We start from the raw sequence: 15,341 nt of genomic DNA, 5'->3' as shown, positions 1-15,341 counted from the left end.
GGTCACGCTCTAGCCCGGCGGCGACCGACATAGAGGATGGCGCCCAGCGTCGCCAGGATCACCAGGAAGGAGAACACGGTGGTTACCGTGCCCAACGCGTAGAGGACGGGCGTCGTGACATTGGTGGTCATCCCGTAGATCTCGAGCGGTAGCGTGTTGAAGCTGCCTGAGGTCATCAGCGTGCGGGCAAATTCGTCATAGGACAGTGTGAAGCCGAACAGGCCGACGCCGATCAGGCTCGGCGCGATCATCGGCAAGACGACATGGGCGAAGGTCTGCCAGGAACTGGCGCCAAGATCGCGGGCGGCTTCCTCGTAAGCCGGCGAAAACCGGTTGAAGACGGCGAACATGATGAGCACGCCGAAAGGCAAGGTCCAGGTCAGGTGTGCGCCGAAGGCCGACGTGTACCAGGCAGGGCGAAAACCGACCTGCTGGAAGACGACGCCGATGCCCAGCGAAATGATGATCGAGGGCACGACGAGGCTGGCGACAGCCAGATAGAACAGAGCCGTCGCCCCACGAAATTTTTGCCGGAAGGCGAGCCCCGCCAGCAGCGATACCAAGACGGTGACGACCATCACCATCAGGCCCAGGACCAGCGAGCGCTTGAAGCTGCCGCCGAAATCGCCAACCGCCTGACGCTCGAACAGATTGGCGAACCAGTGCAACGACACGCCGTTGAGCGGGAAGGTGAGGCCGCCGGTCTCGCCCTGGAAGGAGAGGATCAGGATCGCCGACAGCGGCCCGTACAGGAACAGCACGAAGAGCGCGAAGAAGCCGGCCAACACATAGAATTCCAAGGTGCGTTTTTCGTGGCTCACCTCAAAGCTCCCTGCGGATATCGACGATGCGCAGTATGCCGGCGACCATCAACAGCACCAGAACCAGCAGCACCACGGCGTTGGCGGCGGCAGCCGGATATTGCAGCAGCGACATCTGGTTCTTCATCATCAGCGCAACGGATGCGCTCTGGCCGCCCGACATCACCTGCACGGTGGAGAAGTCGGCCATCACCAGCGTGACGACGAAGATCGTGCCGATCGCCATGCCGGGCTTGGCCAGCGGGATGATGACGTTCCACAGCACCTGCCAGCCGGAAGCGCCGGCGTCGCGCGCGGCCTCGACCAGCGAGCGGTCGATGCGCATCAGCGTGTTGAAGATCGGCGTCACCATGAACAGCGTGTAGAGATGCACCATGGCGAGCACGACCGCGAATTCGGAATAGAGCAGCCATTCGATGGGCTTGGGCACAAGCCCCAGATGCACCAGCGTCGAGTTGATCAGGCCGTTGCGGCCGAGCACCGGGATCCACGAGATCATGCGGATGATGTTGGAGGTCAGGAACGGCACGGTGCACACCAGGAACAGCACCATCTGCATGGCCGTGGTGCGGATGTGGAAGGCAAGGAAATAGGCGACCCAGAAGCCGATGAACAAGGTCAGCGCCCAGACGATGACGGCGAATTTGATGGTGTTGAGATAGGTTTTCCAGGTGACCCACGAACCGAGAACGTCGGAATAATTGGTGGTCAGGAAGTCCGGGTACATGGCGGCGAAGTCGTAATCCCAGAAGGACACGACGACGATCATGATGATCGGCAAAAGCAGGAACGCGCCAAGGATCAGCGCGAGAGGTGCCGACTGAAGGTAGGGCGTGACGGCACCGAGCGAGAAGCGGCGTCGTCGGGCTGGTTTCGCGGCGGCGATTGCAGGGCGTTCGAGCGCGACTGTCATCAATGCTCTCGGGTTTGATGATGCGGCCTGAGCCGCGTTCCCTTCTCCCGCAAGGGGAGAAGGGGTAAAGGAGCGGCGCTTGCTCGCTTATGCCGCGATGAACTCGTTCCAGCGCTTCACCATGTAGCGGTCCTCGTCCATGACCGAGTTCCAGCAAGCGACCTTGCCCATGCGCTCTTCGAAGGAGCCGCCGTCGCGCACGGCGCCGGCCTTTTCCATGACGGTGCCGTCAGGCGCTTTGATTTCGCCCTTGGCTGGCTTGCCCTCGATCCAGTAGCCCCACTCGTCCTCGGACATGAACTTCTTGGCCGAGACCATGTTGGCCGAGTAGTAGCCCTGGCGGTTGAGGTAGCCGCCGACCCAGCCCGACGTGTACCAGTTGATGTATTCATAGGCCGCGTCGAGTTCGGCGCCCTTGAGATGGGCTGCAAGGCCGAGACCGCCACCCCAGGAACGGTAGCCTTCCTTGAGCGGCTGGAAGCGGCAGGCGATGCCCTTTGAGCGCACGGCGGCGACCGCGGGCGACCACATCGACTGGATGACCACTTCGCCCGACGCCATCAGATTGACGCTCTCGTCGAAGGACTTCCAGAAGGCGCGGAACTGGCCGGCCTGCTTGGCCTTGATCAGGAAGTCGATCGTCTTGTCGATCTCGTCCTTGGTCATGTTGCCCTTGTCGGCATATTTGATGTTGCCGGTGGCTTCCATGATCATGGCCGCATCCATGATGCCGATCGAAGGGATGTTGAGGATGGCGGTCTTGCCCTTGAAGGCCGGATCCATGATGTCGGCCCAGGTGGTGATGTCGCGGCCGACGAGGTCGGGGCGGATGCCGAGCGTGTCGGCGTTGTAGATGGTCGGCACCATGGTGAACCAGTTGGTCGGCGCCTTGGCGAAGGTCTTTGAATCCTGCGCCTCGACATAACCAACCGTGTGCGGCGCGGTGCCCTGGGCAATGACGCTGTCGGGCGTCAGCTTGCCGGTTTTGAACAGCGGCACCAGCTCGTCGTAATATTTCAGCTTACTGACATCCATCGGCTGCAGCACGCCGCTCGGGAACACCTTCTTGCAGATCCAGTATTCGATGTCGGCGATGTCATAGCTGTCGGGCTGGGTCACGGCGCGCTGGGCGGCGGCGTCGGAATCGGTCGCGGTCATCTCCAGTGTGATGCCAAGGTCGGCTTTGCACTTGTCGGCGATGGCGTTGAGGTTCGACACACCGGTGCCGAACTGGCGCAGCGTGATGTTGGACTGCGCCCAGATGGTCGGGAAGCCTGTGATGACGCCCGAGCCGGCAGCAAAGCCGACGGCGGCGGCACCTGTCTTGAGCAGCGAGCGGCGCGAAATGCCTGTCTTCGTTTCGGTGGTTTTTGTCATGCCTATTCCCCTGTCTTGTTTTGCTTCGTTGAAGTCATGAATGAAGGCGGCCGAGGACGATCGCATCCTCGGCATCCCAGGCGAGCGGTACGGCGTCGCCAAGGGCGACGGGTCTGGCGAAGAAGTCGGAATCGTCGATGATGACGGTGAAGTCGTCGATGCCGGCGCCGGTAACCGACAGCTTCACCGTGGCGCCGCGATATTCGATGTTGGAGACGATGCCGGTGAAGCCGAGGCCGGGCGAGGGCGCCTGGCCGATGCGCACATGGTCGGTGCGGATGGCAATGTCGATCGGCGTACCCGGCTCCTGGCCTTGCCCGCAGGCGGCGAGCGAGCCACCGCCATTGACGTCGAAGACGACCATGCCGTCTTGGCTGCCGGTGACCCGGCCGGAAATGACATTGTGGTCGCCCATGAAGCGCGCGACGAAGGCCGTGGCCGGCCGTTCGAACACGTCGCGCGGCGGTGCTGCCTGTTCGATGCGGCCGTCATTCATCACCACGATCAGGTCCGCCAAGGCCATGGCCTCCTCCTGGCTGTGGGTGACGTGGACGAAGGTGATGCCGAGCGAGGTCTGCAATTTCTTCAACTCGGCACGCATGCGTATCTTCAGGAACGGGTCGAGCGCCGACAGCGGTTCGTCGAGCAGCAGCGCTTCAGGATCGGTAATCAGCGCGCGGGCCAGCGCCACGCGCTGCTGCTGGCCGCCGGAAAGCTGCGCGGGCCGGCGCGTCGCATAGGCTTCCATCTGCATCAGCTTCAGCATGTCGAGCGCCTTGGCGCGGCGCTGTTCCTTATCGATGCCCTTCATCTTCAAGCTGAATGCGACATTATCGATGAGGTCGAGATGCGGGAACAGCGCGTAGGACTGGAACATCATCGCCGTGCCGCGCTTGGCCGGCGGCAGGTCGGTGACGACGGTGTTGCCGAGCCGGACATCACCCGACGAAATGCTTTCGTGGCCGGCGATCATGCGCAGCGTCGAGGTCTTGCCGCAGCCGGAAGGGCCTAGCAGACAGCAATAGGTGCCCGCCGGTATCTTCAGGCTGATGTCCTCGACGGCGGTCGTCGTTCCATAGACTTTCGAAACGGACACGATGTCGATCTCGGCGGCTTTGGACATTCAGGCTTCCCCGTTTGGTCGCGTTAACCAATGCATCATGCGTGCCAAATGGGATGTGTCGGGCCAACCGATTGAATTGTCAGAAAAATCAGGATTCTCGCCTGTTGCCTATGCAGCGAGCTGTCTTGTGCGTTGCACAAATTATGGGCGATTGTTGGCGATCTGCACAAGAATCGTATGCAATCTTTTCTGGCTTCGTGTCCACTTTGCCTCTCGTGCGGAGAGGACGAGTCGCGCTAGAAGGGGGCGGGAACATCATCGCCATGAACATTGCCGATCATATCTATTCCGCAACCGACAGCGCCAACCAGGATCGCGCCCAGGCGATCCGCGACAATCTGCGCGACGCCATCGTCGACCGCAGGCTGGCGCCGGGCACCAAGCTCTCGGAAGGCGAGGTCGGCACGCTGTTCGACGTCAGTCGCACTGTCGCACGCGCTGCTCTGCAGATGCTGTCCTTCGAAGGCCTGGTGCGCACCGAGCGCAACCGCGGCGCCTTCGTCGCCAACCCGTCGCCTGAGGAAGCGCGCCAGGTGTTCGCCTCGCGCCGGCTGATCGAGCCGGGCATCGCCATTGCCGCTTGCGGGCGGGTCACAGCAGCCGATATTGCGGCGTTCAAGGCACAGCTCGACGAGGAAGGTCGCTTCATCGCCGAGCGCGGCCCGACCGCGCGGCGTTCCGAAATCAAGGCGTCGGGCGATTTCCATTTGCTGCTGGCGTCTGTCGCCGGCAATGCCATCCTGCAGCGCTTCATGGAGGAGCTGGTGGCGCGCTCGTCGCTGGTTATCGCGCTCTATGGCCGCTCGGGCGTGTCCGCCTGCGGGCATAGCGAGCACACGGAAATCGTCGGCGCGCTGGAGAGCAGTGATTGCGAGCGGGCGAGCCGGCTGATGCTGCACCACATCGACCATATCGAGGCCGATCTCGATCTTCGTGTCAGGGCCGGCCCGGCACTCAGGGAAGCTCTCAACTTCTGACTAGTTTTCGTCGTCCGTGGCAGCGGGCGCAGCCTGCCCAACTGCCTTGCGGCGCAACATCTTGGTCAGCTTCCAGATCGTTGGGCTGTTCTTGACGAAGGCTTTCAGCCGCGCACCCTGGCGAAGCGTCAGCGCCAGCGCGCGGCCCTTCAGCGTCAGCGGCACCAGCACCTCGAAATGCCGGGTTTCGATATCGCACCACTGCCGCTTGTAGGGTTCGTCGCCGACAGAGAAATCATAGACCGAAAAACCGGTCTCGCAGGCTTCCTGGATGTTGTCGAAGAACAGGAAATCGCCGGGACTGGTGTGGCCCAGATCATCCTCGGCGATCGCTCCGAACTCGCAGATCAGGCGTTGCCCGGAGCGGCTTGACCCGGTGATGGCGCGCAGCTTGCCGGCGACCTCCAGCCCGTGCAGCATGAAGGGGGCTTGTCCTCGGCCAAGGCTTGCGTGAACAATCCTCGGAAGAAGCCACGGGTCTGGTCGTCACCGAAGACATTGGCAATGCCCATCTTGCGGAAGCGAAGTTCCTTCATCTCGAAGAACGCGTCGAGCAGCCTGTCCACCTCGTCCGTGCTGCGCGCCTCGATGCGCCGGTGGCTGCCGACGGCCTCGAACTTGCGCGTCTGCGAACGATGTTTCTTGCGCTTGCGCTTGCCGCTGGCGCGCAACAGCAGCGCATCGAAGCCACCGGCAAGGTCGACGGCCAGCGAAAGATTGGGGCTGGCGAAGTGATCGAGCGATGCGAGCGGATTGACGATACCGTCGAGATCGGGCAGCAATCGTTCCAGTGCGATGACGTCGATGTCGGGGCGCGCCTTGGCGATGGCCGCAAACATCGATCGGACGGCCGTAATGTCAGCCCTGGCCAGCCATTGCGGGTCGGCGGCGGCGAAATTGCCATTGGCGTGGCGGTCGCCCATGAAACGGGCGGCCCGAAACGGCCCTTGGCTCACAACCTCCAGCACGAGCGCGAAGACCGGATTGCCTTCGAGCGTGAGCGTCGCCACGATGAGATCGGGCTTGATATGCGCGGCCCAGTTCAGGATCCATATCGCGCCCTGCGCCGGTGCAAAGAGCGCCGAGCGGCAGAACCCCGCATAGGCTGCGAGCCCTTCGGCTCCGGCAACGGAAACCGACAGGCCCTCGGCATCCTTCGGCAGGGCGCGTGGCGAAGCCTCGGTCGCCGCGAGCCGATTGCCGTCAAATGACGCCATTGCGTCAACCATACCTCAATCCTTAAGGCGTATTGATCCCGATTTGGGGGAGCGCTCAGGCGTGTTCCGTGCTTGGATCAGCCTAGGCGCAAAAGGTGAATGAATGATCGACGGTGGGGAGGCAATCCGGAAACTGGCGCTCAATTTCGCCCGCTATACCGGCCTCGCACCGCTGGCCAGGCCGTTTGTCGGCGGCATCGGCGCCATCCTGATGCTGCACCGCGTGACGGCGACACCCGAGAAGCCTGACAGCGTCAATCGGCACCTCAACATCGCGCCTGGTTTCCTCGACGCTGTGATCGCCGACATGAAGGCCGACGGCTATGCCTTCGTGTCGATGGACGAAGCCGTGGAGCGCATCAAGGCAGGCGGCAAGGGCGGCCGGTTCGCCACCATCACCGCCGACGACGCCTATCGCGACAACATGATCGAGGCGTTGCCGGTGCTGGAAAAACACGGCGCGCCGATCACCATCTATGTCGCGCCCGGACTGATCGACGGCACCGCCGACCTGTGGTGGGACGTGGCCGAGGACATCGTCAATGCGTGCAACCGCCTGACCTTGCCGACCTCCAACGGTCCGACAGTGATCGATTGCGCGACCCCAGCCAGGAAGCACCAGGCCATAGCTCGGCTGCACGCCTATCTCGCCACCGAGGTCCGCGAGGAAGACCTGCGGAGCGTGCTGCGCGATCTTGCCAAAGCAAATGGCGTCGACGCGGACGCCCCGCGACTGCGCACGCTGATGAACTGGGATGAGCTTCGTACTGTCGCCGCGCATCCACTGGTGGCGATCGGCGCCCATACGATCAACCACAGCAATCTGAAGCGGCTTTCCGAAGCCGATGCGCGCCACGAGATCGGCGCCGTGAAAGACGTGTTGCGGACCGCGCTCGGCGGGGAGCCTCGCCACTTCGCCTACCCCTATGGCTATGCCAGCGCCGTCGGCTGCCGCGAAGTGGGCTTTGCCCGTGACGCTGGCTATGTCTCAGCCGTGACGACCCGCCATGGTCTGCTACATGCCGAACATGCCGGCTTCCTGCATGCCTTGCCACGCATTTCGGTCAATGGCCGCTACCAAAACCTCGCCCACATCCGCACCATGCTGTCGGGCGTGACGACGCCGCTTGCCAATGCCGGCAAGATGGTCGTCACCATCTGACGGGCTAGGAGGCCGACGGGTTGGTCGGGTACGACGATCTCCCCTGCGGACATCGGCAAGTCAGCATTTGTGGAAATACCGGTAGGTGTCTGGGGCGCTCATCCATTTGAGATCTGCCGTCAACCCGCCATGCGCGTTGATCCAGCCGCGGATGTCGGACGCGTAAGCGTTCCACAGCACGCCGGTCATGTCGGTGCGATGCGCCAGGTGGAAGCCGAAGCTCGCCGCCGGCATCACGCATATGCTGCTACGGGGGATATAGCCAAGCAGCACCGTGCAGGCGGACTGGCATTTGCCGACAATGCGCACATTGACGCCACGTGCCGCCAAAGCTTTCCAGCGCTGGCCGTAGGCGGCGACGCTGCCGCCATGGTCGTCCGATACGTTGATGGTTTCAGCCGCCGCGATCGACGCGGTGAGTGAAACGAGCAGAAAAAGCAGCCCCGCGAACATCCCTTTCAGCATGCCGGCCTCCCCAGGCGAGCGCCGTCAGGATAGCCTCTTGTTCGCAGGTCGATGAATCACATTCGCGTTTTTTGACGCGGGTGCCGGTGCGAACCGACCCAAGCCGTTTCAGCGCTTCACCCGCGGCTCCAGCATCAGCCACTTGATGATGCCCATTGCCGGCAGCACCCACAGCAGGCCGCTGAACAGGAAGAACAGGAATTGCACCAACGCGCCCGATTCCGACAGCCGGGCGACAGCGAAGATCGATGCGACCAGCGCATAGATGATGACCAGCGCCACCAGCAGGAACATTCCGATCAGCTTTTTCAGGCGAATGGGCATGACTTGGCCTCGTTAATCGCTATCGCTTAGGCCGAACGTGGGAGACACGCAACCCGCGACATCAGGCGCGACGGCGTGCCGCGTCGGATGGTCTTGCCAGCACCGGTGCGATGGTCCACCAATCCGCGACTTCAACCTGCCGGGACAAGATCATGGCTGCCATCTCAGCCGCCGCGCCATACATCGCTCGCGACCGCGACCTGCACAACCGCGCGCTCGTGCGCGGCTGGCTTTATGTCGTGCTTCTGGTGCTGTTTGCGCTGGTGCTGGTCGGCGGCGCCACGCGGCTTACGGAGTCAGGTCTTTCCATCACCGAATGGCAGCCGATCCATGGCGTCATCCCGCCGCTCAACGATGCGGAGTGGCAGGAGGAATTCCAGCGCTACCAGCAGATCCCGCAATACACCGAACTCAACAAGGGCATGAGCGTCGAGGCGTTCAAGTCGATCTTCTGGTGGGAGTGGGCGCATCGCATCCTGGCGCGCAGCGTCGGCGTGGTCTTTGCCTTGCCGCTGCTGGCCTTCTGGGCGACGCGCCGCATCGAGCGCGGCCTGGGGCCAAAGCTGGTCGGCATTCTGCTTCTTGGCGGCCTGCAGGGCGCCATCGGCTGGTGGATGGTGGCTTCCGGCCTGGTCGACCGTGTGTCGGTGAGCCAGTACAGGCTGGCGACCCATCTGACGTTGGCGGCGCTGATCTTCACCGCCACCATGGTCGTGGCGCGTGGGCTGGCGCCGCATTCGGAGCCCGCCGCCGATCGCTCGACACAGCGGCTGGCCGGCTTCATAGTGCTGCTCGCGCTGATCCAGATCTATCTTGGCGGCCTGGTCGCGGGGCTTGATGCGGGCTTGAGCTACAACACCTGGCCGTTGATGGACGGCAAAATCATCCCCGGCGATCTGCTGATCCTCGAGCCGGCATGGCGCAACTTCTTCGAGAGCCCGAAGACGGTCCAGTTCGTCCACCGGCTCGGCGCGTATACGGTCTTCGCCGTCGCGCTCTGGCACATGATCGCGACACGGATCCGCCTGCCGGGCTCAACCCACGCCCGCCGGGCGACGCTGTTGTTTCTGCTGGTGCTGGTGCAGGCCTCGATCGGCATCGGCACGCTGCTGATGCATGTGCCGCTGCACATGGCGCTGACCCACCAGGGTTTTGCGCTGATCGTGCTGGGTTTCGCCGCCGCGCATTGGCGCGGCACCAAGGGGGCTTACCCCTTGCCCCAGGAAATCGCGCTCAGGAGTTGATTTCGAGCGATCGGCCCGTCACATCCAGAATTCGTTGGACTGCGTGGTTTTCTGGCCGTCGAATTCCGCCTGGCGCACAGCGGCGGCGGACGGCGTTGACTGGCTCTGGGCAGCCTTGGCCGCCTTGTCGGCGTCGGCGGCCCTGAGCGCGTCGAGCTTGGCTTGGGCCGTGGCGATATCCTGCTGAATCTGGGCCGCTTGAACCTGATCCTTGATCGCCTTGGCCTGGTCTTGCAGGTCCTGGATCTGCTTTTCGAGCGCGGCCTCTTGAGCTGCATTGCTCGACGAACTGGAGGAGGAATACTGGGCTGCGGAGGAGGAGCCCGAGATCGCGCTGACCATGACGAATCCTTGGAGTAGGGGCCAAGACATCTCAGTAGTCCAACATGGTAAATAAGTGTTTACCAATACCCTCGCTTGATCAGAAACACGCCCGCACCGTCCGGATCGCCTCGGCGATCGACAATTCGCGGTTCTCCTCGACCGCATTGTCGTCCTCGTGGTGCCAGGCAGCGGACAGGCAGCCATAGGCGATGGCATGGTCCAGAATCGCCACCGGTGGTCGCCCCAGCGTGCTCGCAAAGACTTCGGCCATATGCGCGATCCGCAGGGGATCGACGCAAAGCGCATCGCGGTCGAGCGGATTGTAGAACATGTTGGCGGCGTCGAAGCCGGGATCGCCAAGCACGCCCTTCGGGTCGATCACCAGCCAGCCACGCGGCCCATGCAGGATGTTGTCATGGTGGAGGTCGCCATGCAGCGGCCTGATGTCGTGCGGATCGTCCAGCAGCCGATCGGCGATGGCTGCGGCCTCGACGTAGAGGCTGGCATGGCCCGCATCACGATCGGTCGCGGCTTTCTTGAAGAGGCTGACGAACCGTTCCCTGAGCGGCTGAAGCTCGGGCGGGTAGGGGTCTTTCCCGGGCGAAAACAGTTTCGCCATCACCTCGGCCGCGATCGCGGTCGCGGCGTTGTCGCCCTGTTCATCGAGAATCCGCGAAAGCAGGGTGTCGCCGGCATATTCCAAGAGCATACTGTGACCATCGCGGCCAAGCAGGCGCACCGCGCCTTCGCCCCGCCGCCAAGCCAGGAAATGCTCGCCGCGCAACTCGTCGGCGACATCGTCGAAAGGCTTGAGCGCCTTGACGACGGCCGGCGAGCCATCTTCGCGAACAACCTTCCAGATGCGGCTCGAAAAGGTTTCGGCAATGAGTTCCGGCGCGCTGACTTTCCAGCGCGCCGGGAAGGCTGGTGCGTCCATCAAAGCCCGAGCATCAGGTCCATGTTCTGGACGGCTGCACCCGAGGCACCCTTGCCGAGATTGTCGTAGACCGCCAAAAGCAGCGCCTGCGCGCGTTTGTCGTTGGCGAAGACATAGACCTTCATCCGGTTGGTGCCGTTGTAGATCTCCGGATCGATCTCCGGCATCCGCTCCAGATGGGCGTAGGGGGCCACCTCGACCACACCGCCCTTGATCGCGGCGAAATGGTCGGCAATGGCCGCATGAAGCTCCGCACCCGTCGGCACGCGGTCGAGGCCGCCGAGCTGCAGCGGCACCACGGTGATCATGCCTTGCGCGAAATTGCCGACCGCCGGCTGCATGATCGGATCATGCGACAGCTTCGCATAGGCCCGCAGTTCGGGCACGTGCTTGTGCTGCAGGCTGAGGCCATAGGGTAGGAACTCCGAGGCGTCCTCCCCCTTGGCGACATAATCCTCGATCATCGGGCGACCGCCGCCCGAATAGCCCGAAATACCGTTGACGGTAATCGGGAAATCGGCGGGCAGCAGGCCGGCGGCGACCAGTGGCCGCAGCGTTGCGATCGGTCCTTGCGGCCAGCAACCGGGGTTGGCAACGCGCTTGGCCACGGCGATTGCCTTCGCCTGATCCTTGTCCATTTCCGCGAAGCCGTAGGCCCAGCCTTCGGCCACGCGATGCGCGGTCGATGCATCGATGACCTTGGTGGTGTCGTTGGCAATCAGCGAAACGCTCTCCTTCGCCGCATCGTCCGGCAGGCAGAGGATCGCGACATCGGCTGCGTTGAGGAATTCGGCGCGCGCCGCGGTTTCCTTGCGACGCTCGGTCGGGATCGAAATGATCTCCAGGTCGCCGCGCTCGGCAAGCAGCGCCCGAATCTGCAGACCGGTGGTGCCGTGCTCGCCGTCGATGAAGATTTTCGGTTTCATGACCTGATCAAATTCCCTGATATTCCAAGACTATATGCCGTGACCGTGATTCACCGCGGCACCGTTGTGATGGCCGTTGTTCATCTCTTCCTGCCGAGCCTTTCGCTCCGCCAGCAGGCCGAGATACTGCATGGCCACCATCGAGCCAGCAATCGCCGTTATATCGGCGTGATCATAGGCCGGCGCAACCTCCACGACATCGGCGCCGACAATATCGACCTGGGTGAGCTGGCGCAGCGTCGACAGGATCTTCGCCGAGGACGGCCCACCGGCAACCGGCGTACCGGTTCCCGGCGCATAGGCCGGGTCGAGGCAGTCGATGTCGAAAGTGAGGTACGTCTTCTTGCCGCCGGTGCGATCGACGATGGCGTAGGCGATGTCGGACGCACGCATTTCCTCGATTTCGTGGCCGTAGAGGATCTTGATGCCGAACGTGTCAGGCGCGTGCGTCCGGATGCCGATCTGGATCGAACGCTCGGGATCGATGATGCCTTCGTTCACGGCGCGGCCGACGAAGGAGCCGTGGTCGATGCGTTTGCCGTCGTCAGGCCAGGTATCCTGATGCGCGTCGAACTGCACCAAGGCAAGCGGCCCGTGAATGGCGGCATGCGCCTTGAGCAGCGGCCAGGTGACGAAATGGTCGCCGCCAAGCGTCAGCAGAAAGGCACCCGATTTCAGGATCTTCGCCGCTTCGCGCTCGATCGTGCCGGGCGTCTTCTGGTGGTTGCCTGAGTCGAGCAGACAGTCGCCATAGTCGACCACCGCGAGGTGTTCGAACAGATCGCGCGAGAACGGGTATTGCGGATCATTGTCGAGGATCGCCGAGGCGCGGCGTATAGCCTGCGGCCCGAAGCGAGCGCCGGGCCGGTTGGTGACAGCGGCGTCGAAGGGAATGCCCCACACCACGGCGTCCGCGCCCTTCACGTCCTTGGTGTATTTGCGCCGCATGAAAGACAGCGCGCCGGAATAGGTCGGCTCAAGGGCGCCGCCGGTTTTGGAGCGGGCGGTGAAGGCATGGTCGATGTTCTTGGTCGCCATTACTGGTCCTCGGTTTTCATCGGGGTGCAACAACTACAGAACCGGCACGGAAGATGCCAGTCACAGCTTGGCGAGACGAAATCGCGCCATCCGGGTGCCACGGCAAGACAGGATTTGTATCATCATGACGCAGACCGCGTTTCTTAATCCGTCCCATGCCGTGGTGTCGACCCACAGCGGCACGATCGCCGGCGAACGCTTCCAGGTTCTCGATTCGTGGCGCGGCATCTGCGCTCTTTTGGTTGCGCTGTTTCATTTCCCGACCGCTTCCGCGATCTCGCAAAGCAGCTTCATCGGCTCGTCCTATCTGTTCGTCGACTTCTTCTTCGTCCTTTCCGGCTTCGTCATCGCCAGCAGCTACGGCAGTCGGCTGAGCCAGCCGGAAGAGGTCAGCCGCTTCGCGCTGGTGCGTTTTGGCCGCATCTATCCGCTGCATCTTTTGATGCTTGCAGCCTTCGCCGGGTTCGAACTGCTGCGGCTGGTGCTGCCGCAATTGCATGGCACCGGCGCCGCCCCCTTTACCGGCGGTTTCGAGCTGAAGAGCCTGCTCGTCAATCTTCTGTTGTTGCAAGGTGTCGGCTTCGAGGATCATCTGACCTGGAATGCGCCAAGCTGGAGCATTTCGGCGGAGTTTTTCGTCTATCTTCTGTTCGCCGGTGTGGTCTTCATTGCCGGCGCGCGGGCCTGGGTATGGTACGTCGCCGCCGCCGTCACCGCGCCGCTGTTCCTGCTCGGCTTCTCCACGCATCATATGGATGTGTCCTACGATTTCGGCTTCATCCGCTGCCTCTACGGCTTCTCGCTCGGTGCCCTGCTTGCGTGGTTTCAACATGATTCCATTGCAGGGGCGCGACAGCTCCTTGCCAGGAGCGGCCCACGGCTGAGCTGGACGCTTGCCGAAATCGTCATGGTGGCGGTCATCGTGCTGTTCGTCTCGCTGGCGGGCAGCAATGATTTCGGCATCGCCGCACCCCTGGTGTTCGCGCTGGCGTTGTTTCTCTTTGCCCATGAAGGCGGCTGGATCAGCGCCTTGTTGAGGACGCCGTTCATGCTGACACTCGGCGCGCTGTCTTATTCGATCTACATGGTCCACATCTTCGTCCAGGCGCGCCTGATCAACGTCGCCAGGCTCGTCGAGCGCAAGCTCGGCCTCGGCTTGATCGGCGACTTCGTGCTGCGCGGCCAGCCCGCGACCGGCTTCGGCGCCGGCTGGACCGGGACCGTGGCGATCATCCTGATGCTCGTTGCCACCATCGCCGCCTCGTGGATCACCTGGCGCCTGGTCGAAATGCCTGCAATGGCCTGGTTCCGCCGGCTCTCGAAACGCATCTGACGATCGCTTCTGCGACCGACCACTAGCCGGCTTCGTTCATGTGGCCGTCACGGGGGTCGCCTATTCCGGCCCAATCCGGAACGGAGCGATTCTTGATGCGGACCCCTTGGCTGAGCCTCCTGCTTTGCGCGGCACTCCCGGCCGTCTCCAGTCAGGCCATCGCCGGTGAGACCCGCGCCAGGCAGATTCTCAATCGCTTCGAGCATGCCAACCAGTGGCGCGACCATGTCATGGTGGCCGCGCATCGCGCCGGCAGCATGCAGGCTGGCAAGACGCTTTACGCGGAAAATTCGCTTACCGCCGTCGAAGGCTCGATCGCCATGGGCGCCGAGATCGTCGAGGTCGATATCAGGCGCTCGAAGGACGGCGAATTCGTCGTCATGCATGACAGCTGGCTCGACCGCACCACGACCTGCAAGGGCGAGGTGGTGAAGTACACGCTGGCCGAACTGAGGACATGCCGGCTGGTGATCGAGGGCACCCACGCCGTCACCAATGAGAGGGTCTCGACGCTGCGCGAAATGCTGATGGCGACAAGGGACAGGATCCTCATCAATCTCGACAACAAGCTCGAAGTCGGCGACCTCCCGGGCATGATCGTGGTGGCGCGTGATCTCGGCATGGCCGACCAGGTCATCGTCAAGGAGAACCTGTGGAACCAGACCAGGATCACCACGGTGAAGGCCGCCATGGCCGCGATCGGCGGCGGTGTCCAGTTCATGCCGATCCTCGCCGATGACGCGGTTCATGATGCCGGTTTCGCCGAGACGGTCGACCACGCTTTTACGCCGCGCGCGATCGAGCTGATCAACTGGCGGGCGGGCGCCGAGACGCTGACCGAAACCGGCGGACCGCTGTTCAGCACACGCATGCGCGCGGCGGCGGTGCGCGGCAACTGGCACATCTGGGCCGACACCTACGCCATCGTCAACAAGCCCGGCGGTTTCCTGGCCGGCGGCCGTGGCGACGAACTCGCGGTCCAGGCCAGCCTGCCGCGCGAAGCCTGGGGTTTCTGGGTCGATCGTGGCGCCACCATCATCCAGACCGACGAACCGAAGGCGGCAATCGACTGGCTGGCGGCGAACGGTTTTCGCGTGCCTTATGCCGGGACCGGCGAACGCCTCGAGCCTGCCGCGACCGCCAGCATCAATTGATTTGCG

At 63.1% G+C, this 15,341-nt stretch carries 15 protein-coding genes and 1 pseudogene; 5 read left to right on the top strand and 11 right to left on the bottom strand.

Annotated elements, in window-relative coordinates; all coding sequences use genetic code 11:
- Positions 1-2 precede the first annotated feature (2 nt).
- The 4 genes from ACZYHG_RS25410 to ACZYHG_RS25395 form a co-directional block, all read right to left on the bottom strand.
- Positions 3-821 (bottom strand): ABC transporter permease, encoded by an 819-nt coding sequence (locus ACZYHG_RS25410; protein WP_464610872.1) that lies wholly within the window; start codon positions 819-821, stop codon positions 3-5.
- Between the two features lies 1 nt (position 822).
- Complete coding sequence (locus ACZYHG_RS25405; RefSeq protein ID WP_464610871.1) at positions 823-1,734, bottom strand: ABC transporter permease; 912 nt, start codon at positions 1,732-1,734, stop codon at positions 823-825.
- Positions 1,735-1,821: 87 nt separating this feature from the next.
- Positions 1,822-3,111 carry an ABC transporter substrate-binding protein gene (locus ACZYHG_RS25400; RefSeq protein WP_464610870.1) on the bottom strand — a complete coding sequence of 430 codons (1,290 nt, stop codon included), beginning with the start codon at positions 3,109-3,111 and terminating at the stop codon, positions 1,822-1,824.
- Positions 3,112-3,145: 34 nt separating this feature from the next.
- Entirely contained in the window at positions 3,146-4,234 is a 1,089-nt protein-coding gene (locus tag ACZYHG_RS25395) for an ABC transporter ATP-binding protein (RefSeq protein ID WP_464610869.1), read from the bottom strand.
- Positions 4,235-4,497: 263 nt separating this feature from the next.
- On the opposite strand from ACZYHG_RS25395, the gene ACZYHG_RS25390 reads away from it, so the two are divergent.
- Entirely contained in the window at positions 4,498-5,211 is a 714-nt protein-coding gene (locus ACZYHG_RS25390; RefSeq protein WP_027028565.1) for a GntR family transcriptional regulator, read from the top strand.
- On the opposite strand, the pseudogene ACZYHG_RS25385 reads toward ACZYHG_RS25390, so the two are convergent.
- Positions 5,212-6,050: pseudogene (locus ACZYHG_RS25385) on the bottom strand (GNAT family N-acetyltransferase).
- 481 nt (positions 6,051-6,531) lie between these two features.
- Between ACZYHG_RS25385 and ACZYHG_RS25380 the strand changes: the two are divergent.
- On the top strand, positions 6,532-7,590 hold the full coding sequence (locus ACZYHG_RS25380; protein WP_464610868.1) for a polysaccharide deacetylase family protein: 1,059 nt from the start codon (positions 6,532-6,534) through the stop codon (positions 7,588-7,590).
- A gap of 60 nt (positions 7,591-7,650) precedes the next feature.
- On the opposite strand, the gene ACZYHG_RS25375 is transcribed toward ACZYHG_RS25380, so the two are convergent.
- Together ACZYHG_RS25375 and ACZYHG_RS25370 are read right to left on the bottom strand one after the other, a co-directional pair.
- Complete coding sequence (locus ACZYHG_RS25375) at positions 7,651-8,055, bottom strand: hypothetical protein (protein ID WP_464610867.1); 405 nt, start codon at positions 8,053-8,055, stop codon at positions 7,651-7,653.
- A 108-nt stretch (positions 8,056-8,163) separates the two neighbouring features.
- On the bottom strand, positions 8,164-8,379 hold the full coding sequence (locus tag ACZYHG_RS25370) for a DUF2842 domain-containing protein (RefSeq protein ID WP_027028569.1): 216 nt from the start codon (positions 8,377-8,379) through the stop codon (positions 8,164-8,166).
- A gap of 152 nt (positions 8,380-8,531) precedes the next feature.
- Between ACZYHG_RS25370 and ACZYHG_RS25365 the strand changes: the two genes are divergently transcribed.
- Complete coding sequence (locus ACZYHG_RS25365; protein ID WP_464610866.1) at positions 8,532-9,623, top strand: COX15/CtaA family protein; 1,092 nt, start codon at positions 8,532-8,534, stop codon at positions 9,621-9,623.
- Between the two features lie 18 nt (positions 9,624-9,641).
- On the opposite strand, the gene ACZYHG_RS25360 is transcribed toward ACZYHG_RS25365, so the two are convergent.
- The 4 genes from ACZYHG_RS25360 to speB form a co-directional block, all read right to left on the bottom strand.
- Positions 9,642-9,965 carry a hypothetical protein gene (locus ACZYHG_RS25360; protein WP_464610865.1) on the bottom strand — a complete coding sequence of 108 codons (324 nt, stop codon included), beginning with the start codon at positions 9,963-9,965 and terminating at the stop codon, positions 9,642-9,644.
- A gap of 79 nt (positions 9,966-10,044) precedes the next feature.
- Positions 10,045-10,884, bottom strand: coding sequence for an aminoglycoside phosphotransferase family protein (locus ACZYHG_RS25355; protein WP_464610864.1), 840 nt, complete (start codon positions 10,882-10,884; stop codon positions 10,045-10,047).
- On the bottom strand, positions 10,884-11,810 hold the full coding sequence (gene argC, locus ACZYHG_RS25350; protein ID WP_464610863.1) for an N-acetyl-gamma-glutamyl-phosphate reductase: 927 nt from the start codon (positions 11,808-11,810) through the stop codon (positions 10,884-10,886). Before argC ends, ACZYHG_RS25355 begins: the two co-directional genes overlap by 1 nt.
- Before the next feature lie 30 nt (positions 11,811-11,840).
- A complete protein-coding gene (speB, locus tag ACZYHG_RS25345) occupies positions 11,841-12,848 on the bottom strand; it encodes an agmatinase (protein WP_464610862.1) in 1,008 nt (335 codons plus the stop codon).
- Between the two features lie 124 nt (positions 12,849-12,972).
- Between speB and ACZYHG_RS25340 the strand changes: the two genes are divergently transcribed.
- Together ACZYHG_RS25340 and ACZYHG_RS25335 are read left to right on the top strand one after the other, a co-directional pair.
- Positions 12,973-14,181, top strand: coding sequence for an acyltransferase family protein (locus tag ACZYHG_RS25340; RefSeq protein ID WP_464610861.1), 1,209 nt, complete (start codon positions 12,973-12,975; stop codon positions 14,179-14,181).
- 95 nt (positions 14,182-14,276) lie between these two features.
- Positions 14,277-15,335: a glycerophosphodiester phosphodiesterase family protein gene (locus ACZYHG_RS25335; protein ID WP_464614784.1), complete on the top strand. Its 1,059-nt coding sequence runs from the start codon at positions 14,277-14,279 to the stop codon at positions 15,333-15,335.
- Positions 15,336-15,341: the final 6 nt, after the last annotated feature.

It is taken from the genome of Mesorhizobium subarcticum, assembly GCF_055456085.1.
This window is presented reverse-complemented; position numbering and strand designations above follow the sequence as displayed.